General features: G+C 67.5%; 11 protein-coding genes. 5 read left to right on the forward strand and 6 right to left on the reverse strand.

From position 1 onward, the window contains the following. The 4 genes from WS61_RS23020 to WS61_RS23035 form a co-directional block, all read right to left on the reverse strand. Positions 1-1257, reverse strand: coding sequence for a polysaccharide biosynthesis/export family protein (locus tag WS61_RS23020; protein ID WP_059503785.1), 1257 nt, complete (start codon positions 1255-1257; stop codon positions 1-3). A gap of 126 nt (positions 1258-1383) precedes the next feature. Then, positions 1384-2775 carry an undecaprenyl-phosphate glucose phosphotransferase gene (locus WS61_RS23025; protein ID WP_059503787.1) on the reverse strand — a complete coding sequence of 464 codons (1392 nt, stop codon included), beginning with the start codon at positions 2773-2775 and terminating at the stop codon, positions 1384-1386. 318 nt (positions 2776-3093) lie between these two features. Next, the gene (locus tag WS61_RS23030; RefSeq protein ID WP_059503789.1) at positions 3094-3948 is read right to left on the reverse strand and encodes a hypothetical protein; all 855 of its coding nucleotides are present in this window, start codon (positions 3946-3948) and stop codon (positions 3094-3096) included. A 28-nt stretch (positions 3949-3976) separates the two neighbouring features. Beyond that, positions 3977-5551, reverse strand: coding sequence for a hypothetical protein (locus tag WS61_RS23035; protein WP_059503790.1), 1575 nt, complete (start codon positions 5549-5551; stop codon positions 3977-3979). 350 nt (positions 5552-5901) lie between these two features. Between WS61_RS23035 and WS61_RS23040 the strand changes: the two genes are divergently transcribed. Both WS61_RS23040 and WS61_RS23045 read left to right on the forward strand, forming a co-directional pair. Next, positions 5902-6216, forward strand: a complete 315-nt coding sequence (locus tag WS61_RS23040; RefSeq protein ID WP_059503792.1) for a hypothetical protein — start codon at positions 5902-5904, stop codon at positions 6214-6216. A 2-nt stretch (positions 6217-6218) separates the two neighbouring features. Then, on the forward strand, positions 6219-7019 hold the full coding sequence (locus tag WS61_RS23045) for a glycosyltransferase family 25 protein (protein ID WP_257127334.1): 801 nt from the start codon (positions 6219-6221) through the stop codon (positions 7017-7019). A gap of 286 nt (positions 7020-7305) precedes the next feature. On the opposite strand, the gene WS61_RS23050 is transcribed toward WS61_RS23045, so the two are convergent. After that, positions 7306-7554, reverse strand: a complete 249-nt coding sequence (locus WS61_RS23050; RefSeq protein WP_157692772.1) for a hypothetical protein — start codon at positions 7552-7554, stop codon at positions 7306-7308. Between WS61_RS23050 and WS61_RS23055 the strand changes: the two genes are divergently transcribed. Then, on the forward strand, positions 7553-8395 hold the full coding sequence (locus WS61_RS23055) for a peptidyl-prolyl cis-trans isomerase (RefSeq protein WP_059503797.1): 843 nt from the start codon (positions 7553-7555) through the stop codon (positions 8393-8395). The genes WS61_RS23050 and WS61_RS23055 overlap by 2 nt on opposite strands. Before the next feature lie 284 nt (positions 8396-8679). Further along, positions 8680-8940 carry a hypothetical protein gene (locus WS61_RS35005; RefSeq protein ID WP_157692773.1) on the forward strand — a complete coding sequence of 87 codons (261 nt, stop codon included), beginning with the start codon at positions 8680-8682 and terminating at the stop codon, positions 8938-8940. Between the two features lie 81 nt (positions 8941-9021). Here WS61_RS35005 and WS61_RS23065 read toward each other — a convergent pair whose 3' ends face one another. Then, positions 9022-12003 (reverse strand): ATP-binding protein, encoded by a 2982-nt coding sequence (locus tag WS61_RS23065; RefSeq protein WP_059503801.1) that lies wholly within the window; start codon positions 12001-12003, stop codon positions 9022-9024. Positions 12004-12322: 319 nt separating this feature from the next. Here WS61_RS23065 and WS61_RS35420 point away from each other — a divergent pair, with 319 nt between their 5' ends. After that, the gene (locus tag WS61_RS35420; RefSeq protein WP_373557131.1) at positions 12323-22246 is read left to right on the forward strand and encodes a YadA-like family protein; all 9924 of its coding nucleotides are present in this window, start codon (positions 12323-12325) and stop codon (positions 22244-22246) included. Positions 22247-22250 lie beyond the last annotated feature (4 nt).

The raw sequence follows: 22250 nt of genomic DNA on the forward strand, positions 1-22250 counted from the left end.
TCATTTCGTGGCGATCCCGGCGGCGACGCCCGTGTTCACGCTCGGCAGCAGCAAGCTCAGCACGCGGCTGATGCGGACGAGCCCGTTGCCGTCGACGTAGACGATGTCCTTCGGCTCCAGCTCGAACTGGTTCGCGAGCACCATCGCGACGGGCGAGCGCGCGTCGAGATGGAATACCGTCGGCGTGCGGCCCTGCGCGCCGCGGATCACGAACATCTGCGCGGCGTCGGCCGTATTGGAATTGATGCTGCCGGCCTGCAGCAGCGCGTCGCTCAACGTGAGGCGGCCGTCGCGCTTCGGCAGCGCGAGCATCGGCCGGTTCACCTCGCCCATCACGTACACGCCGTTGCTGTCGCGCGCGCCGATGCGCAGCAGGTCGCCGCTGCGCAGCACGATGCGCGACGGATCGCAGTGGCGCTCGATCAGGCGCGCCAGGTCGATGCGCACGGGCGTGCCGTCGCGCACGATCGTCACGTCGCTCTGATCGGCGCCCGGCGTGAAGCCGCCGGCGCGTGCGATCGCGTCGGCGAGCGTCATCGGCACGTCGTTGACGGGCAGCGCGCCCGGCGTGTGAACCTCGCCGTCGACGTACACCTGCTGCGAACGGAACGACGCGACGCGCAACGTGACCTGCGGGTCGCGGTAGATCTTGCCGAGCGCCTGCTTCACGCGCGCCTGCGCGTCGGCGGCGGTCAGCCCCGCGACCTTCAGCACGCCCGCATACGGGAACGTCAGGTTGCCGCGATCGTCGACGACGAAGCCGGCAACCGGGTCGGCCGCGCGCGGCGGCGTCTGCTGGGCGCCGCCTTGCGCGGCGGCAAGCTCCGGGTGGTCCCAGACGGTGATCTGCAGCACGTCGCCCGGGCCGATCCGGTAGGCCGACGGCGTCCGCGATCCGGCCGGCGTGTCGAACGATGCCGCGGCCGCATCGCGCGCCGCGCGCTGGCGCGCGATCAGCGACGGGTCGATGTCGACGATCGGCGGCGCGGCGACGGAATCGACGCTCCCGGGCTGCGCGCGAGCAGGCGTGCCGGCCGCGGTCGACGCGGCCGCGGCGCGGGCTTCGGCCACGCGCGAGTCGGCCGCGGCCGGCGCGGGCGCGCCGTCGTCCGGCGCGTCGGCGAGCCAGCCGAGATACGACGTGTTCATCTTCATGCCGGGCGCGAACGCGCATCCGGACAGCCCTACGCAGGCCGCCAGGACGAGCGCGAGCGCACCGCGGCGGCTCGCGGCCGCCGATGCGATCGAGGGTGTCATGAGTTCCTTCCAGTTGCGCCGCGTCGGTCGACGGCGGCGGCGCAGGAGCGGATCCGCCGAAGCAGCGGCCGCCGGGTCAATCGAATAAGCCGCGGCGAGGCCGCGGCGGCGAGCGGCGTGCGCCGCTCAGTACGCGTTGGGATGCACGATCCCTTTCAGCACCGTCGCGCCGATGATGCGCAGGTCGAGTGCGAACGACCAGTTGCGCAGGTAATACAGGTCGTACTCGACGCGCGACTGCATGCTTTCGAGCTGCTCGGTCGCGCCCCGCAGCCCGTTGACCTGCGCCCAGCCGGTAATGCCCGGCTTGATCCGGTAGCGATGGATGTAGCCGTCGACGAGCGTGCGGTATTGCGCGTCGTGTTCCACCGCGTGCGGACGCGGGCCGACCACCGACATGTCGCCGAACAACACGTTGATGAACTGCGGCAGTTCGTCGAGGCTCGTGCGGCGCAGGAACGCACCGACCTTCGTCACGCGAGGGTCGTTGCGGGTCGCCTGCTCGACCTTGCCCGGTTGCCCGACGTGCACGCGCATCGTGCGGAACTTGTAGATGTCGAACGTGCGGCCGTCGCCGCCGCGCCGTTTCTGCGTAAACATCACCGGGCCCGGCGAGCTCAGCTTGATCGCCGCGGCGATGACCAGCAGCAGCGGCATCGACACGATCAGCACGGCCGCCGCGAACACGCGATCGAAGACGGCCTTCACGCACAGCGCGCCGCGCGACAGCGGCGGGGCGGCAAGCGAGATCGCCGGCTCGCCGAGGATTTCGTCGACCTGGCTGCCGAACAGCGCGTGATGGCTCACGTCGGGCATCAGGCGCAGCTCGACGAAGTCGTTGCGGAATTCGTCGATCACGCGCGTGATCGCGGCGTCTTCCGCGAGCGGCAGCGCGATCCACACTTCGTCCGCGCGCTGCCGGCGCGCGCAGGCGGCGAACGACGCGAGATCGGTCGTGACGAGCGCGTCGCCCGCGAGCGTCATGGCGCGACCGGCCGTGCAATACGCGCTGACGAGCCGGTAGCGCGTATCGCCGGCCGCATCGAGCGACGTGACGAGCCGCGCGATGCGCTCGCCGCTGCCGACGATCGCGATGCGGGCGGGCGTCGCCGGCACGCGCAGGCTGCGACGGCGCGCGATGCTCAGCGCGATCCGGAACACGACCAGCACGATCCCGACTTCCACCGTCCAGTCGAAGAACCACGTCAGCATCATCACCGTCGCGGCGGTCAGCGCGACCATCTTCAGGAACACGAAACCCTGCACGACGAGCCACAGCGCGAGCGTGCGCACCGCATAGCGCGTCGCGGGGCGCGGCCGGCCGTCGAGGCCGATGCCCGCCAGGCGGAGCAGGAACGTCGCGAGCAGCGCGCTGGCGCCGATCAGCAGCCATTCGGTCGCGAGCGCGTCGAGATTCCACAGCGAACCGTGATGCGTGAGTACCGCGATCGCGACGATCGCCGCGACATCGACCATGCAGACGACGATCTCGCCGCGCGGCCCGTGCTTCTTGTTCATTTCATCTGCCATCCTTGCCGTCGCGCACCGCCCGGAACGGCCGTGCGCCCGCGTTCGTGCAACGCTCCGCAGTGGGCTGCCCGGCGCGTTGCACGGTGCTTTCGGGCAGTACGGCGAGTCTAGGAGCGATGACGGGGCGAGACCATCGGACTGCGGGCGGTCCGCGCGGGCAGGTGGATCGGACTGCGCCTCAACGGGCTAGGACTCGTTCCCGACGACGTCAGGGATTGTCAAATCGCATGTGGACAGGTAACAAGTACACGCTGTCGGAACGCTGTGACGAGAGCGTCGACGACGACGGCTCGCGACGTCGGGTCGTCATGCCGCCACCGGCTGCGGGGCCAGCAGCGGCGCGAGCGACCGGGCTTGCGGATGGCGGCCGATCGTCGCCAGCGCGTCGGCTTCGAGCCGGCGGCGTTGCGCGTGATCGCGGACGAGTTCGACGCAGGCATCCACCAGCGCGTCATACGGCGCCGCACGAAAGCCGTCGGCGTAATCGGGATCGACCGACGTCGTCGGCGACACCTCGCCGACGATCGCCTTGCCGTTCGTCATCAGATAGAACGCGCGCACGACCTCGAAGATGTGCGACGCGTAGTGATGCAGATTCAGCACGACCTTCGCGCGCGCGATGAAGGCATCGCGTTCGGCGCCGTAGATGCCGCCGCTGACGATCCCGACCTTCAGCCCGCGCGCCTGCAGCGCGTCGAGGATCGCCGCGCGGCGCGGGCCGATCGTGCCGTAGAACAGCACGTCGATATCCTGCTCGACGTCGTCGGGGATGCGACGCAGCTTCGGATGGAAGCCGAGCTTCAGGTAGCGCGCATGCGCGATGCCGAGGCCATGCAGCTTCGCGAGGTTGCGCTCGCTGTAATCCCAGGTTTCGTAGCGCGATGCCCAGCGATAGATGGCCTCGTTCCACGGCTGTTCGTCGACGTGCAGCTGTTCGGTGTTGACGACGATCGTATCGTCCGGCACGTGCTCGGTCGCGCGCGGATCGGCGAGATGGCAGCCGATCAGGATGTTCCGTGCGCCTGGCATCATGGTGTTCTCGGTGAAGTGAACCGCGTGGCCGAGATCGTCGAGCCCGTAAGCGATCGCTTCGGCGAGCTCGGTGAAGGCGCCGGCGTGCGCGTAGCCGGGCGGGCGCACGATGCAGAGGTTGTAGTCCATGACGAATCTCCCGTCGGAATGGCGACCGTCAGCCGGCCAGGTGGCGAAGATCGGCGGTGACTGCCTCCATGACCGGCTGCCAGTCCGCGAACGTGCTCTGTCGATACAGCGATGCACTCGGGTAGAACAGGCCGTCGCGGCGATCGTGCTGCCACACCCAGTGCGGATTCGCATCGAGCAGCACCCACGTGCGCTGGCCGAGCGCGCCGCTCAGGTGCGCGGCCGACGTGCAGACGGTGATCACGAGATCGAGGGCGCCGACGAACGCGGCGGTGTCGTCGACCGTTCGCCATTCGCGCGTGCAGTCGTTCACGACGAAGCCGGCCGAGCGGGCGGCTTCGATGTCGTGCTGTGCGCCCGGTTGCAGCGAGTAGAACGCGACGTCCTGCTGCAGGTGGCCGAATGCGTCGGCATAACGTTCGAGCCCCACGCGGCGAAAGCGGTTGCGCTGGTGCGAGAGACTGCCCGTCCACGCGAGGCCGACCTTCAGCCGCTTTTCGCTCGCGAGCGCCGTGCGCCACGCGTCGGTGGCCGCCGCATCGGCGTGGAGGTACGGCGCCGTCGTGGCGAGCGCGTCGCCGTCGAGGCCGAGCATGCGCGGGATGCTCATCAGCGGCAGCTCGACGTCGAACGCGGGCAGATCCTCGATGCGCGTGCTCGTATCGAACACGTCGACATGCTTTGCCAGGCTGCGCCCGAACAGGTCGCCCATCACCGGAAACGCATTCCACACGATCCGGCCGCCTTCGCGATGCACGCGTTCGGCGAGCAGCGGCACGTAGCGGCAGAACTGCAGCGCGTCGCCGAGACCTTGTTCGCCCCACACGAGCAACGTCTTGCCTTTCAACGATTCGCCGCGCCAGCGCGGCCCGGGAAACACCGGCAGTTTGCCGCGCAGTTCGCCCGAGCCTTCCCAGCGCGCTTCGTAATGCGGCCAGCCCGACGCGAAGTCGCCGCGCGCAAGCTGGAGCAGCGACAGATTGTGGCGATACGTCGGGTTGTGCGGCGCGAGTTCGACGGCGCGTTGCGCGTGCGCTTCGGCCTGCCCCCACCATTGCGCTTCCTTCATCGCCGTCGCCGCGTTGTTCACGGCCAGCGCGCTGTCGGGCGCGAGCGCGACCGCACGGGCGGCCGCGCGCAACGCGCCGTCGAGATCGAAGCGGTCGATGCGCGTGATGACCGCGTTGGTCCACGCACGCGCGTCGTCGGGATCGTCGTCGAGCGCACCTTCGATGAGCGCGAATTCCACCTCGGGATCCCCGCCCGTGAGCCGGATCGCGAGCGCGAGATTGTTCTTCAGCGACGGCCACGCGGGCGCAAGTTCGAGCGTGCGGCGATAGGGCGCGATCGCGTCCGCGTGGCGTCCAGCCATCTGCATCGCATAGCCGCAGTTGAATGCCGCCGCAGGTGATGCCGGACGCAGGTCCCAATGAGCACCGGCCAGTTGCGCGGCGCGCCCGGTTTCACCGCGATCGATCAGCGTTTGCGTGGCGGTGGCGATGGCGTCGTCGTCGATATCGAGCGAGGCGGCATCGGCCGGCGTGGCGAACATCGTGTCGTCGGCATCGGCGAGCGTGGGCGTGTCGTCGGGCGTGATCTGCATGTCGGGGCTCCGGAGGGACGGCCGCGTGTCGAGGCAGCGGCCGGTAGCGGGGTTTGCCGGGGGGCGCCGGTGGCTTGTACGCATGGGCACAAGCAGCATGGCGCCCGCTTGGCGTCCACTTTATGGCTCCGTACCCGGCAACTGAATAAGACCAGTCCGAATCGATTGCGCTGTGCGATACGACGTCGATTCCCAACGCGTTCTTCGGCACGTGTGTAATCCCAGTCCTATTTTCGGGGCCGGCTTCCGACAATAAGACCCGTCTGATAGAGATCGCGCCCGGCGATCCTTCTAATACGCAGTATTCCGGCCGACGTCGTTCGGCATTCATCAAACACGGAGTACTGACGATGAGCGCAGCAGATTTTCTGGTGAAAGGCACCGTGATCGGGATGGTCGCGAGCGCGGCCACGGTCGGGATGGTCCACGTGGCGGTCGAGTTCGGCACGCGCTGGTCGTCGAGCGGCATGGTCGTGACGATGGCTACCGCATTGCTGATGGCGATGTCGCTGCTCGTGCCGCCGCTCGTTACCGCGTGGCGCAACCGCGACGATGTGGTCGATCCTTTCTACGAGCCGTCGGCACTGAAGCCGATGCTGCAGGGGCGGATGATCGGCATCGTCGTCGGCATCGTGTTCGGCATTTCGATCGTGACGGGGTGGTGACGATGTCGATGCCCGTTACCGACCAGACCGATGCGGCCATGGCGCCCGCGTGCGCTCCCGCGATCGATGTGCCGTCCGTCTGCAAGACGCTTCGCGTGATTTCGCTCAGGGGCGAGCGGGGCCGCCGCGATGCATTTCGTGCGAACAATGCGGCGCTCGCATTCGAATTCGTCGATGCGATCGACGGCCGGGCGCTGTCGGATGACGATATCGCACGAAGCGGCCTGTTCGCGCCGGCCCTGCCGTACACGCGCGGCGCGATCGGCATCGCGATGACCACGCATCGCCTGTGGACCGACATCGCAGCGGGAAACGAACTCGTCACGATCGTCGAGGACGACGCGATCTTTCGCCCGGACTTCGACGAGACGGCGATGCAATTCCTTGCCGCCCACGCGGGCCGCTACGACTTCGTCGCGTGGGGCTACAACTTCGATTCGATCCTGCGCGGCGCGATCTTCAACAGCCGCACGCCGGTGACGATGCACTTCGACGAAGCGGCGCTCGCGCAGGCCGTCGATGATTTCCGTACCGACCGCGGCCCCGTGCTCGTGATGGATCTGCTCGAGTTCTACGGGATCTGCGCGTACACGATCTCGCCGGCCGGTGCACGTTTTTTGCTCGACCGTTGCTTTCCGCTGCAACCGGAGACGCTGTTCTCGCACGGGCTCGGCCGCACGCTGCCGAACTACGGGATCGACGTCGCGATGAACAAGTTCTATGGCGCGATGCGCAGCGTCGCCGCATTTCCGCCGCTCGCCGTGACGATGAACGCGCGCGCGACGTCGACGATTCAACGGTGACGTCGTGCGGAATAGGACCAGGCTGATTGTGCGGACGCCGTATGCGCTTCGACAATGCGAGGGTCGGGCGGCTGCGTGGTACGCGCCCGATACCTCGTATCCGAAGCCATGCTTCGTTGGACGCGCTGCCCGTTCGTCGGGCAGCGTATTTTTCTCCGCGCGCGGTCGGAGCGAACGATGCCTTCGGTACCCGCGAAGCCGGACGGACACACGTGAATGCCTTGCGGCGACCGGTGGGCTCGGTCGCGTCTGCACCATTTGGGTCGCAGGTTGGGACAACGCTGCCTCATGCGAGCGCAGGGCATTCATCTTTGTCTCTCTGTCCGTCGATCGTCGGCGCCTCGCCGACGGCGGCGACTCTGCTCCGCAACGCGCGGCCGGCTTCGACCGGTTCGCGCGTCAGGTCCGGCCGTGGCGCGATCGCGCGCGGCCTGTCAGGCACCGACGCGCTCGGCTGCCCGCGGCGAAGCTGCCGCACCTCCTCCCGGCCGCCATCGCGTGCGGCATCTCCCTCCATCGATGAAGGAATCGTCATGAAGCAGCATCACCTTTCCATTGTTTCCACACTGATCGCACTCGCGTGCGCCTGCGGCGCCCCTGTCGCACGCGCCGCAGGCACGAAAACCGAAACGCCGCTGCCGTCGGGCGTCGAAGCGGTCGTCAACGACACACCCATCGCGCGCAGCGACGTGGACGTCCTGATCCACCAGTGGGGTCAGGCCGATACCCCGGCGCTGCGGGAGAAGGCCAGGCGCGAGCTGATCGCCCAGCAACTGGTCGAGCAGGCGGCGGAAAAGGCCAACTACGGCAGCCGCCCCGAAGTGAACCGTGTCGTGATGCGTGCGCGCACGGTCGCGGCAACGGATCTCTACCTGCGCGACAACCTGCATCCGCAAGCGGTGACCGATGCGCAGGTGAAGGCGCGTTACGACGACGTCGTCGCGAATGCCGCGCAGTTCGAATATCGTGCGGACGTGATCGCCGTGGCCGATCCGGCCGAAGTGAACGCGATGGTCGCGGAGCTGAAGCAGGGCGCCGCGTTCGATGCGGTGGCGAAGAAGTACAACACGACGCCGAACGGCGGTGTCGCGCAGTGGGTCGAGTTGCGCACGCCGGTGGCCGAGGGGAAGACGGGTGGTTTGCCGTTGCCGCTCGCGCAGGCGATCACGTCGTTGCAGCCCGGCGCCGTAGCGGGCCCGATCCGGATCGGCAATGCGTTCGCGATCGTGAAACTCGACGAGAAGCGCGCGACGACCGTGCCGACCTTCGAGGCAGCGAAGAACGTGCTGCGTCAGCAACTGGAAGCGCAGGCGCAGCAGCGTGCGATGACGGCGCTGGTGGACAAGCTGGCCGGGCAGGCGACGATTCGGCAGTAAGCGATGCTTCGGCGCGCACAGAATCAGCCGAGTCCGATTGGTTGTTGCGATCGTTCACGTTAAATTGAACGAGTGTGGCGCCGGAGCCGCTTCGGCGGCGGCCGTTGGGCCCGGCCGTCGTCATGCTATGTGTTTGATAGCACCTACTCCTAACGCTGCCTCATGCGAGCGCCGACGCGTTTCCGGCCGCCACACATTTCTCCAGCCTGCCTCGCAGGCCGTCGGACCGAAATCGCGATCCCCCCAGGCCAGGATTTCCCCGCCGGCTGCGCCACGATCTCCACATGCTGGCCCAACGACGCCAGCGTCGACACCGTTCGATCCGGCGTCACGTCCAGAAGCTGCTCGCGCCGCTCGGGCGTGACCGCCGGACGCGCCATCTCGACGAGTGCCGCGGCCTCGATCCATCGACCGGACAGTTCCATCCACGGATGCACGACGGGCGGCGCCTTGTCGGCGAACCGGATGTGCGGAACGATACGACGGGATTGAAGAGACGATCGGGGGAGGCAAAACAGTCGCGGAAATACATCGGTGCTGCATGACGAATCCAACGCGATCGCGTCGACTGGCTGCCTCGTCGATTCATTCCCGATGCCGGAAATCGTTTCAATCGACGGCTTCGGTCAGCCTGCCGCACGCCGCGCGAGGATCTCGTTCGCGCTCTGCCGGTAGCGCTCGAACTCCCGCGCGAACGCCGCCGCATCCCCAGCCAGCGCCAGCGCTTCCATCGACGCGCAGAGCCCCGAAATCTCGCGCTCGCCGATCATCGCGAACGCACCGCGCATGCTGTGAATCTCCGAGCGCGCGACCTTCAGGTCGCCATCCTGCAACGCCCGCGCGATGGTCGCGCTCGAGCGCTGCGTCGCGTCGACGAGCACCGTATGCAGGTCTTTCGGCAACGGGCCGGCCGCGCGCGCCGGTGCGGGCGGATACGTCGGCCGTCTCCACGTCCCCGCGTACTTCGCGATCGCCTGTTCGAGCGACTTCAGCGACGTCGGCTTCGTGACGATCTCGTCGATACCCGCTTCCCACGCGAGCCGCAACTCGTCCGGTTCCGCATGCGCGGTCACGGCCAGGATCGGCTGCACGCGCCCGCGCTCGCGCAGCACGCGCGCGAACGCGTACCCGTCGAGGCCGGGCATGTTCAGATCGGTCAGCACGACCGCGTAGTCGTGGCGATCCACCAGATCGAGCGCGTCCGCGACGTTCGACGCGATATCGGCCTGATAGCCGAGTACGTCCAGCTGATCGTGGACGAGCGAACGGTTGACCGGGTTGTCGTCGACGAACAGCACGCGTACGTTCGGTGCATCCTCGCCCGCCACCGCGTGCGCCGCCCCCGGCTGACGGTCGAGCGGCAGCGGCAACGTGACGACGAAGGTCGAGCCGACGCCCGGTACGCTGTTCGCCTCGATGCGCCCGCCCATCGATTCCGCGAGCTTGTAGCTCAGCGCGAGGCCGATGCCCGTGCCGCCGAAGCGGCGCGCGATCGATTCGTCGGCCTGCGCGAACGGCTCGAACACGTGCGCAAGCTGATCGGCCGTCATGCCGATGCCGGAATCGCTGACGCGGATCGTCACGGGCGTCGCGTCGCTCGACGGCGCCGAGACCGACAGCGCCACCGTCCCGCGATCGGTGAACTTGATCGCGTTGCTGATCAGGTTGACGACGATCTGCCGCACGCGCATCGGGTCGCCGATATACCGATGCGTCACCGCGGGATCGACGTCGACGCGCAGCGCGATGCCCTTCGCGCCGGCCACCGGCTCGAACAGGTCCGCCACGTCGCGCATCAGCTCGTCGATCCGGAAACCGGTCGATTCGAGCGTCATCCGGTCGGCCTCGATCTTCGTCATGTCGAGCACGTTGTTGAGCATGTCGAGCAGCATCCGCGCGGCCGACGTGACCGCATGCAGGCGCGGCTTCTGCCGGCTCGGGTCGGGCGCCTTGTCGAGCAGTTCGAGATTGCCGAGCATCGCGTTCAGCGGCGTGCGGATCTCGTGGCTGATCGTCGCGAGGAACGTCGATTTCGCGCGGTTCGCGCTGTCGAGCGCGCGCTCGGCATCGGCGCGCGTCGTGATGTCGGAGAAGCTGCACAGCAGCGCGTCCTTGCCCTTGTAGCGCACGCGCACGAAATTGACGAGCAGGTCGCGCGTGCGACCGTCGGCGAGCGTCACCGGCAATTCGACGTCGAGCTGTACCGGCGACGCGTGCGCGTGCTCGCGGTAGCGCGCCAGCAGCCGCTCGTGCAGCGGTGGATCGCTCGTCTCGTGCTCGTACAGTTCGAGCATCCGGTTGCGCAGCAGCACCTGGCGCGTGTCGGGCGACACGAGGCCGATGCCGAACGGCGCCGTCGCGACGATCGTGCGGCTCGTCCGCTCGCTTTCGAACACGCGGCGCGAGCGGCGGAACAGCGGCGCGAACACCCGCAGGTCGAACGCGATCACGAGCGTCCACAGCACGATGAGGATGGTCGCGGTCGTCCCGAGTTCGCGCAGCATCGTCGACCAGAGCGCATAGGCGATCGTGTGCCACGAATACGCATAGACGATCGCGTAGCCGGTGTCCGAGATCCGGTCGCTGATCGTGAACACGCCGTGCCGATAGCTTTCGTCGAAATGCACGAGGCCGCGCCGCCACGTGCCTTCGGCGAGCGCATGCTGCATCAGCGCCGCGCCGTCCTCCGCGTTGTCGGTGCGGTCGGCATGCAGCAGCACCCGGCCGTTCTCGTCGATCAGCATCGCGACGGCGTCGTCCGGCGCGCGTCGCATTCGGTCGGCGATCACGTCGACGTCGAAGTCGCTGACGAAGGTCATGAAATGCCGCTGGCCGTCGAACGCCGGTTCGACGAGCCGGAAGACCGTCTTGCCGGTCAACGGATCGATCGCCGGCGCCTGCCACGCGATCCGGCGCGACAGGCGCCAGTAGCGCGCGATGGCCGGATCGGACCAGTCGGCCACGTCGAAGGCGAGGTGCCGGATCAGCGTATGCGTGTCCGGCACGCCGATGCGTGCGAGCAGGTCCGGATACGGCATCGACGGCGGCGGCGTGATCGCGATCACGTTACGATCGGGGCTGTACGCGTAGCCGCGCACCGCGCGCCCCGTCTGCCGTTCGGCGGCGGCGACGGAGATCGTCTGGCGTTCCATCAGCTGTACGTAGCGATCGGTTTCGTGATCGGCAAGCGCTTCGGGCGACGCCGCCACGAAGATCTCGCTCACGTCGCGCATCGGCGCGAGCAGCACGTGCCCGTCGCGCCGCAATGCGTCCGAGGCCTCGCGCGCGTGCGGCGGATGGCCGTTCCACAGCAACTCGGCGTTGATCACCGCACGGCGCATCGACGCCTGCTTCGCATCCATTTCGAGCTGCACGAGCGCCTTGTGCGTCGCGAACAAGTCGCGCCGCTCCGCGATGTAGTCGCGCACCGAGCCGACCAGCAGGATGCCCGCCGCGATCAGGATCACGAGCGACAGAACGGCGGCCCCGCCGTACAGCGTGAAGCGCTGATACCGGTTCAGCAGGCTCAGGTCGCGCGCGTCGTCGTCGATCGACGCGAACGGTGCGCTGGCGTCCGTCTGGGACGCGAAGAGATGGCGGATGGGCATGAGACGAAGACCGGTGAATCAATGGGCTAATCGGGAGACGCGCCGCGGCAGGGCCGGAACGCGAACGATATCCGCGAGCCGCATGAAGGCGACGCGATGCGCCGCCGGCTCGGGGAACGGGAAAATTATCGGGATAGCGGACGGCCCTGTATGTAGGGCAGTCCGAAACACTCGCGCGACGCAGGTAGGACCAGTCCTATTCGTGCAATCGGCGGCGCGATGCGTATATAAAGCCCGTGATGCGATCGTGTCAAACGGAATCGTTCACGAGAACATCATGTTGCGTCGCGCGTGGCATGGTCGATTGTCAAGCAACGTCATGTTAGGACCAGGCTTAGAAAATAAGTGCGGTCGCGTCCGGCCGTCTGATTATCGAAAGGACAGGCGATCAATACATTGCCATCTGTGGACGAGGAGCGTCCTTTTCCCCTTTTTCTCTACAGAGGCACACAACGTGAACAAGACCTATCGCACCGTCTGGAACGCGACGACGGGTACATGGACGGCAGCAGCCGAAACGGCGCGCATGCGCACGAAATCGAAGTCGAATACCACGATGCGGTCGTCGGTGACGGCGGCGGTGGCGGTAATGGCGGGCGTGGGCGGCGGTGCGATGTCGGCCGATGCGAATGCGCAGGCGGCGAACGGCAATGGACTGCTGGGTTTGTGTTCACCGTCGGGGTCATCGAGAGTCGGTACGGCTTTTGGCGGCGGCAATAGCTCCGGCACTGCATTGACGGCGGGGGCATGCGGAGCGAACCCCATATTCAACAACAGAGCTACTTCGTTCATGTTGTACAACAATGCTACCGCGAACGGCACATCCACGGGGTCGCGTGGGAGCCCCGGAACGGAGGCAGGGATTCAGGGGAGTACAGACGGTCACCTCACCCTGCTTGGCGGGGCGGGGGTTCACGTCATAGGAGCAGCCGATTTTTCCGCCAACGTCAACATGACGAACCATCGCATCACGGGGCTGGCAACGGGTACTGCCGGCACTGATGCGGTCAACGTCAATCAGCTGAATGCTGCAATTGCCACCGCGGCAACGGCAAGCAACCCATACGTGAGGATCAACAGCACCGGCGCTGGCGCTACCGCATCAGGCCTCAATGCAGTCGCCATCGGTCAGACCGTGGCCAGTGCCGGATCGAGCTCGGTTGCAGTGGGCTCGGGCACGACAGCCAATGGCCTTCATTCGATTGCACTTGGTGCGAGTGCCACGAACGCCAATGCGAGCGACAGGCAAATTGCGATCGGCAGTGCCGCACTGACCTCGGGACAGTACACGGTTGCGATGGGGTATCAAGCGTCGGCAACGGCTGCCGACGCGTTGGCGCTCGGCCGCGCTTCGTCCGCAACGAATACCGGCGCCGTGGCGATCGGGGCGAACACGACGTCCGGCGGCTCGGGCTCGACGGCGATCGGTCAGGGGGCCGCCGTCGTCAGCGGTGCAAACAATGCTGTCGCACTCGGGATCAACGCGCGTGTTGCGAATTCGAACTCGGCGGCCATCGGATCCGACGCGTCCGCAGCGGGCAATTATTCGAGTGCGGTGGGCCCTTCGGCCAGATCGACCGGCACGGCAACCGTTGCGCTCGGCGGGAATTCGACATCGACCGGAAACTATAGCGTTGCGATCGGCGGCGCCACCGGCAGTGGCCGGGGGGCGGTTGCGGCCGGCGCAAACTCGGTTGCAATCGGCACCACCGCCAGTACCAGCGCCGACAACGCCGTTGCGCTGGGCTACGGAACGGTTGCGGATCGGGCAAACACCGTATCCGTGGGTGCCGCCGTGCCCAATATGGACGGGAGAACGTTTACTCGCCAGATCGTGAACGTCGCGGCCGGCACGCAAAGTACGGACGCCGTCAACCTCGGCCAGATGAACACGGCGCTTTCGACGAAGGTCGACAACACGTACATCAGGATCGATACGCGCAATGGAACGGCCGCCGCGCAAGCTGGCTCGGGCGCACTCGCCATCGGCACGAACACGAGTGCCGCCGGTTCCTACGCGACGGCCTTGGGCAACAGTGCACGGGCCAGCGGCGACAACAGCACGACACTCGGCTTCCAGGCGAGCAGCGCCGGCAGCGCCGCCGTCGCGATCGGATCGAGTACGAACGCGAGCGGTTATCACGGCATCGCGTTGGGCGTCAATGCACAAGCGACCCATACCGAATCGGTGGCGATTGGTGCTTCTTCGGTAACGGATCGCAATAACAGCGTCTCGGTCGGCTCGTCGACGCTGCGACGGCAGATCACCAATGTGGCCGCTGGCACGCAAGCCGCCGACGCAGTCAACGTCGGCCAACTGTCCGGTGTGACCAGGGCACTCGGCGGCGGGGCGACCGTCGACGGCAGCGGCAACGTTACGCAGCCGACCTACAAGGTGGCTGGAACCGATTATCACAACGTCGGCGATGCGCTCGACGCACTGGCTGCGAATGGCGGCAGTGATCCGAACGCCGTGACCTATGACGGTGCGACGAAGGACACGGTCACGCTGAAGGGCGCGGACGGCACGACGCTGTCGAACGTGAAGGCTGGTGTGGCCGACATGGACGCGGTGAACGTATCGCAACTGAAGGGTTCGGGCCTGATCGGCGACGACGGCAAGGCGATCGCCGCGGTGACGTACGACCGTAACGCGGACGGCACGCCGAACTACGGCACGGTGACGCTGGGCAACGGCGCAGGCCCGACGCAGATCAAGAATGTCGCGGATGCAACCGACGATCACGACGCCCTGAACCTCGGCCAGTTGAAGAACGCGGGCCTGGTCGGTGACGACGGTTCGGGCAACCTGACGTCGATGGCCGTGACGTACGACGATGCGGCACGCGACAAGGTCACGCTGGCGGGTATCGATGGCACGACGCTGTCGAACGTGAAGGCGGGCGTTGCCGACATGGACGCGGTGAACGTTTCGCAACTGAAGGGTTCGGGCCTGATCGGCGACGACGGCAAGGCGATCGCCGCGGTGACGTACGACCGTAACGCGGACGGCACGCCGAACTACGGCACGGTGACGCTGGGCAACGGCGCAGGCCCGACGCAGATCAAGAATGTCGCGGATGCAACCGACGATCACGACGCGCTGAACCTCGGCCAGCTGAAGGACGCGGGCCTGGTCGGTGACGACGGTTCGGGCAACCTGACGTCAATGGCCGTGACGTACGACGACGCGGCACGCGACAAGGTCACGCTGGCGGGCATCGATGGCACGACGCTGTCGAACGTGAAGGCTGGCGTGGCCGACATGGACGCGGTGAACGTCTCGCAGCTGAAGGGCTCGGGCCTGATCGGCGACGACGGCAAGGCGATCGCCGCGGTGACGTACGACCGTCACGCGGATGGCACGCCGAACTACGGCACGGTGACGCTGGGCAACGGCGCAGGCCCGACGCAGCTCAAGAACGTCGCTGATGCGACGGACGATCACGACGCGCTGAACCTCGGCCAGTTGAAGGACACGGGTCTGGTCGGTGACGACGGCGCGGGCAACCTGACGTCGCTCGCCGTGACGTATGACGGCGCGGCGAAGGACAGCGTGACGCTGGGAGGCGCGGGTGCGACTGCGCAGGTCGCGATCCACAACGTAGCGGATGGCGTACTTGCCGCCGACAGCAAGGACGCGGTAAACGGTTCGCAACTGTTCGCGACGAACACGCGCGTGGGCGATCTGGAGGATTCGCTCGCGAAGGGCGGTGTAATCGACCCGATCACGGGCGAATCGCTGGCGGTGGTGTACGACAGCAACGCAAAGGACACTGTGACGCTGCAGGGCGCGGGCGGCACGACGCTGTCGAACGTGAAGGCCGGCGTGGCGGACATGGACGCGGTGAACGTCTCGCAACTGAAGGGCTCGGGCCTGATCGGCGACGACGGCAAGGCGATCGCCGCGGTGACGTACGACCGTCACGCGGACGGCACGCCGAACTACGGCACGGTGACGCTGGGCAACGGCGCAGGCCCGACGCAGCTCAAGAACGTCGCGACGGGTGTCGACGATCTGGACGCGGTCAACGTCAAGCAATTGAACACGGGCCTGTCTGATCTGCGCGACGAAATTTCTGGCGGCAACCTGCGCTTCGTCAAGGTCAATGCCGACCCGACGACGGGCACGCCGGCCATCGCCACCGGTGCGCTGGCCGTCGCGATCGGCGCGGGCGCACAGGGCGCGGGCGCCAACTCGCTGGCGCTCGGCAGCGGCGCCCGCGTGTCCGGCAACGGCTCGGTCGCGATCGGCTACAACTCGGTCGCGAACCAGAACAACGTCGTGTCCGTCGGCGCGGCCGGCCAGGAACGCCGGATCGTCAACGTGGCGGACGGGGACGTCGCGTTCCAGAGCACCGACGCGGTCAACGGCGGTCAGCTGTATGCGGCGCTGAACAATCTGTCGACGTCGGTGACCTCGAAGACGCAGCAGGCGATCGACAGCTTCTCGTCGGAGATCGACAAGAAGACGAAGGCCGCGATCGAGGAGGTGAGCGCGCGCTCGATGCAGCCGATGGATGTCAGCGACCCGCTCGTCGCGATCGAAGGCCTGCAGGGCAACAACCTGGCGTCGCTGAACGGCGCGGACCCGGCGACGGCCACGGCGGCCGCGATCGGCACGTCGTCGGTGGCAAGCGGCGGCAACGCGGTGGCGGTCGGCCTGCAGAACATCGCGGGTTCCAACAACTCGGTCGCAATCGGCAGTTTCGCAGGAACCGGTGCCGGGCAGGACTACTCGGTCGCCGTGGGTTCGAATGTCCAGACGAACGGGACGCAAGCCGTTGCGATGGGTGCGAACACGCAGGCGAACGGTGATTACGCGCTGGCGATCGGCAACAACGGCGCGCAGGCGATCGGCGACAGCTCGATCGCGGTCGGTAACGCCGCGAACGTGCGTGCCGGTGCGACCAACGCGATCGCGATCGGTACGGGGGCGAACATCGCGCGCAGCGTCGAAGGTGCGATGGCGCTCGGCGCGAACGCGACCGCAGGCGCGGCCAACAGCATTGCGCTCGGCGCGGATTCGTTCGCGAATCGCGCGAACGCGCTGTCGATCGGCCGTGCAGGCGCGGAACGCCAGATCGTCAACGTCGCGGCAGGCACGCAAGCGACCGATGCGGTGAACGTCAGCCAGCTGAAGGGTGTGACGGATTCGCTTGGCGGCGGCGCGGCGATTGGCGCGGACGGCAGCATCACGAAGCCGACGTACACGGTCGACGGCAGCAACTACCACAACGTGGGCGACGCGCTGGACGCGCTCGCGTCGCGCAGCGCCGGCGATCCGAATGCGGTGGCGTACGACAGCGCGGCGAAGGACACCGTGACGCTGGGCGGCGCGGGCGCAACGACGCCGGTCGCGCTGAAGAACGTCGCGGACGCGAAGGACGACGGCGACGCGCTGAACCTCGGGCAGCTGAAGAACGCGGGCCTGGTCGGCGACGACGGCTCGGGCAACCTGACGTCGCTGGCCGTGACGTACGACGATGCAGCGAAGGACAGCGTGACGCTGGGTGGTGCGGGTGCGACCACGCCGGTCGCGCTGCACAACGTGGCCGACGGCGTGCTCGCGGCGGATAGCAAGGATGCGGTGAACGGTTCGCAATTGTTCGCGACGAACCAGAATCTCGGCGACCTGAAGGATTCGCTGGAGAAGGGCGGCGTGATCGATCCGACGACGGGCGAATCGCTGGCGGTGGTGTACGACGGCGCGACGAAGGACAGCGTGACGCTGGGCGGCGCGGGCGCCACGGCTCCGGTGGCGCTTAAGAACGTCGCCGACGGCACGGATCGTCACGATGCGATCAACCTTGGCCAACTGCAGGACGCGGGCCTGGTGGCGCCGGTCGATCCGACCAACCCGGGTGCAGGTCTGACGTCGCTTGCAGTGACGTATGACGGTACGGCGAAGGATGTCGTCACGCTGAAGGGCACGGACGGCACGACGCTGTCGAACGTGAGGGCCGGTGTGGCCGACATGGACGCGGTGAACGTTTCGCAACTGAAGGACGCGGGCCTGATCGATCCGTCGACGGGCAAGTCGATTGCGGCGGTGACGTACGACCGTAACGCGGACGGCACGCCGAACTACGGTTCGGTGACGCTGGGCAACGGCGCGGGTCCGACGCAACTGAAGAACGTCGCGGACGCGAAGGACGACGGCGACGCGCTGAACCTCGGCCAACTGAAGGATGCAGGCCTGGTCGGCGAAGACGCGTCGGGCAACCTGACGTCGATGGCGGTGACGTACGACGATGCAGCGAAGGACAGCGTGACGCTGGGCGGTGCGGGTGCGACCACGCCGGTCGCGCTGCACAACGTGGCCGACGGCGTGCTCGCGGCGGACAGCAAGGATGCGGTGAACGGTTCGCAACTGTTCGCGACGAACCAGAACCTCGGCGACCTGAAGGATTCGCTGGAGAAGGGCGGCGTGATCGATCCGACGACGGGCGAGTCGCTGGCGGTGGTGTACGACGGCGCCGCGAAGAACAGCGTGACGCTGGGCAACGCCGGCGTGCCGGTCGCGATCCACAACGTCGCAGCCGGTGCGGTGAGCGCGACGAGCAACGACGCGGTCAACGGCTCGCAGTTGTTCACCGTGTCGAAGAGCGTCGCGGACAAGATCGGCGGCGGCGCGGGCGTCGGCGCGGACGGTTCGATCACGGACCCGACCTACTCGGTCGGCGGCCAGGACTACCACAGCGTGGGCGACGCCCTCGATGCGCTCGACAAGAACAGCGCCGGCAATCCGTTGGCCGTGGCATACGACAGCGCGGCGAAGGACACGGTGACGCTGGGTGGCACGGGCGCAACGGCTCCGGTGGCACTGAAGAACGTTGCCGACGGCACGGATCGTCATGACGCGATCAACCTGGGTCAGCTGCAGGACGCGGGCCTGGTTGCACCGGTCGACCCGACCAACCCGGGCGCGGGCCTGACGTCGCTGGCCGTCGCATACGACGGTGTGGCGAAGGACGTGGTCACGCTGAAGGGCGCGGACGGCACGACGCTGACGAACGTGAAGGCGGGCGCGGTGACGGCAACCAGCACGGATGCGATCAACGGTGCGCAACTGCACGGCACGGCACAGAGCGTGGCCGCTTCGCTGGGCGGCGGCTCGGCGGTGGACGCGGACGGCAAGGTGACGAACCCGACGTACTCTCTGGCCGACCCGACGGATGCATCGAAGTCGAAGTCGTACAACAACGTGGGCGATGCCCTGTCGAACCTCGATGGCCGCACGTCGACGAACACGGAAAACATCACCGTGATCAACAAGCAGCTGGCGGACTCGGGTCTGGTCGATCCGGTGACGGGCCAGTCGATCGCGGCGGTGACGTACGACCGTAATGCGGACGGCACGCCGAACCTCGGTTCGGTGACGCTGGGCGGTGCGGGCGCGACGGCTCCGGTGGCGCTGAAGAACGTCGCGGACGGCACGGATCGTCACGACGCGATCAACGTCGGCCAGTTGCAGGACGCGGGCCTGGTGGCGCCGGTCGACCCGACCAACCCGGGTGCGGGCCTGACGTCGCTGGCCGTCGCATACGACGGCGCGACCAAGGACACGGTCACGTTGAAGGGCGCGAATGGCACGACGCTGTCGAACGTGAAGGCCGGCGTGGCCGACATGGACGCGGTGAACGTATCGCAGCTGAAGGACGCTGGCCTGATCGATCCGTCGACGGGTAAGCCGATCGCGGCGGTAACGTATGACCGCAACGCAGACGGTACGCCGAACTACGGTTCGGTGACGCTGGGCAACGGCACGGGCGCGACGCAACTGAAGAACGTCGCGGACGCGACGGACGACGGCGATGCGCTGAACCTCGGTCAGTTGAAGAACGCAGGCCTGGTGGGCGAAGACGCGTCCGGCAACCTGACGTCGATGGCGGTGACGTACGACAGTGCGGCGAAGGACAGCGTGACGCTGGGCGGTGCGGGCGCGACGACGCCGGTCGCACTGAAGAACGTTGCGGACGGCACGGACCGCCATGACGCGATCAACCTTGGTCAGCTGCAGGACGCGGGCCTGGTTGCACCGGTCGATCCGACCAACCCGGGTGCGGGCCTGACGTCGCTGGCTGTTGCGTATGACGGCGTGGCGAAGGACGTGGTCACGCTGAAGGGCGCGGACGGCACGACGCTCACGAACGTGAAGGCGGGCGCGGTGACGGCCACGAGCACGGACGCGATCAACGGTTCGCAGCTGCACGCGACGGCGCAAAGCGTGGCCGATTCGCTGGGCGGCGGCTCGACGGTGGACGCGGACGGCAAGGTGACGAACCCGTCGTACTCGCTGGCCGACCCGACGGACGCATCGAAGTCGAAGTCGTACAACAACGTGGGCGACGCTCTGTCGAACCTCGATGGCCGCACGTCGACGAACACGGAAAACATCACCGTGATCAACAAGCAGCTGGGCGATTCGGGTCTGGTCGATCCGGTGACGGGTCAGTCGATCGCCGCGGTGACGTACGACCGCAATGCTGACGGCACGCCGAACCGCGGTTCGGTGACGCTGGGCGGCGCGGGCGCAACGGCTCCGGTGGCGCTGAAGAACGTCGCGGACGGCACGGATCGTCATGACGCGATCAACCTCGGTCAGTTGCAGGACGCAGGCCTGGTGGCGCCGGTCGATCCGACCAACCCGGGCGCGGGTCTGGCTTCGCTCGCAGTGACGTACGGCAAGAACGCCGACGGCTCGGCGAACTTCGACCAGGTCACGCTGGCCGGCGCCAACGGCACGACGATCACGAACGTGAAGGCGGGCGCGGTATCGGCCACCAGCACCGACGCGGTGAACGGCGCGCAGTTGCACGGCGTGTCGCAGAGCGTCGCGCGGTCGCTCGGCGGCGGCGCGAGCGTCGACGCGGACGGCAACGTGACGAACCCGTCGTACAAGGTCAGCGACAAGACGTTCGACAACGTCGGCGACGCGATCGAGAACATCTCGAACAGCCTCGTCCACGGCTCGATCGGCCTGGTTCAGCAGGACGATGCGACGCGCGACATCACGGTCGCGAAGGACACGGACGGCACGACCGTGAACTTCGCGGGCACGGCGGGCAACCGTGTGCTGACCGGCGTGGCGGCGGGCGCGGTGAGCGCGACGAGCGTCGACGCGATCAACGGTTCGCAACTGCACGGCACCGCGCAAAGCGTGGCGGACGTAATCGGCGGCGGCACGACGGTCGATGCCGACGGCAAGCTCGCGGATACGTCGATCGAGGTGAACGGCAACAAGTACAAGACCGTGGCCGAAGCCGTGCAGGCCGCGGCGCAGTACGGCGCGACCGATTCGCTCGCGGTGCGTTACGACCTGAATCGCGACGGCACGCCGAACTACGGTTCGGTGACGCTGGGCGGCACGGGCGCGGCGCCGGTGCGACTGACGAACGTGGCGGACGGCGCGAGCCGGTACGACGCGGTGAACTTCGGCCAGTTGAGCGAGCTGAGCGACCGTATCGGCGGGATCGACGATCGTGTCGGCGCGCTCGAGCAGTTGCCTCCGGGCAGCGGCGGTCCGGGCGACGGTGGCTCGGGCAACGAGTACTTCGCCGGCACCGACGTCGGCGGGGCGGGCACGACGCCGGCCAACGCTGGCGCGGGCACGGGCAACACGGCCGCCGGGTCGGGCGCGACGATCGGCACGGGCGCGAACAACGCCACGGTGATCGGCTCGAACGCGGGCGCGTCGCAGAGCAACGGTGTCGCGATCGGCTCCGGCGCGAAGAGCGCGGCCGAAGGCGCCACGGCGATCGGCAGCGGCTCGAATGCATCGGGCAGCCAGTCGGTGGCGATCGGCTCGGGCGCGAATGCGTCGGGTTCGAACTCGGTGGCGTTGGGTGCCGGCTCGACGGCATACGGTGACGACACGGTGTCGGTCGGCTCGATCGACCGGACCCGCACGATCTCGAACGTCTCGGATGGCGTGAACGCGACCGACGTCGCGACGAAGGGGCAGCTCGACCGGGCCATAGGCGGCATGCAGGGCCAGGTGAACGAACTGTCGCGTAACGCGTACTCGGGTATCGCCGCGGCCACCGCGCTGACGATGATTCCGGGCGTCGATCCGGGCAAGACGATCTCGTTCGGTATCGGCGGCGCGACCTACAAGGGCTATCAGGCCGTGGCGTTCGGCGGCGAAGCCCGCATCACGCAGAACCTGAAGATGAAGGCCGGCGTGGGTATGTCGAGCGGCGGCAATACGGTCGGCGTGGGCGCTTCGTATCAGTGGTAACGCG

Source organism: Burkholderia sp. ABCPW 11, from assembly GCF_001523445.1.
Taxonomy (GTDB): domain Bacteria; phylum Pseudomonadota; class Gammaproteobacteria; order Burkholderiales; family Burkholderiaceae; genus Burkholderia.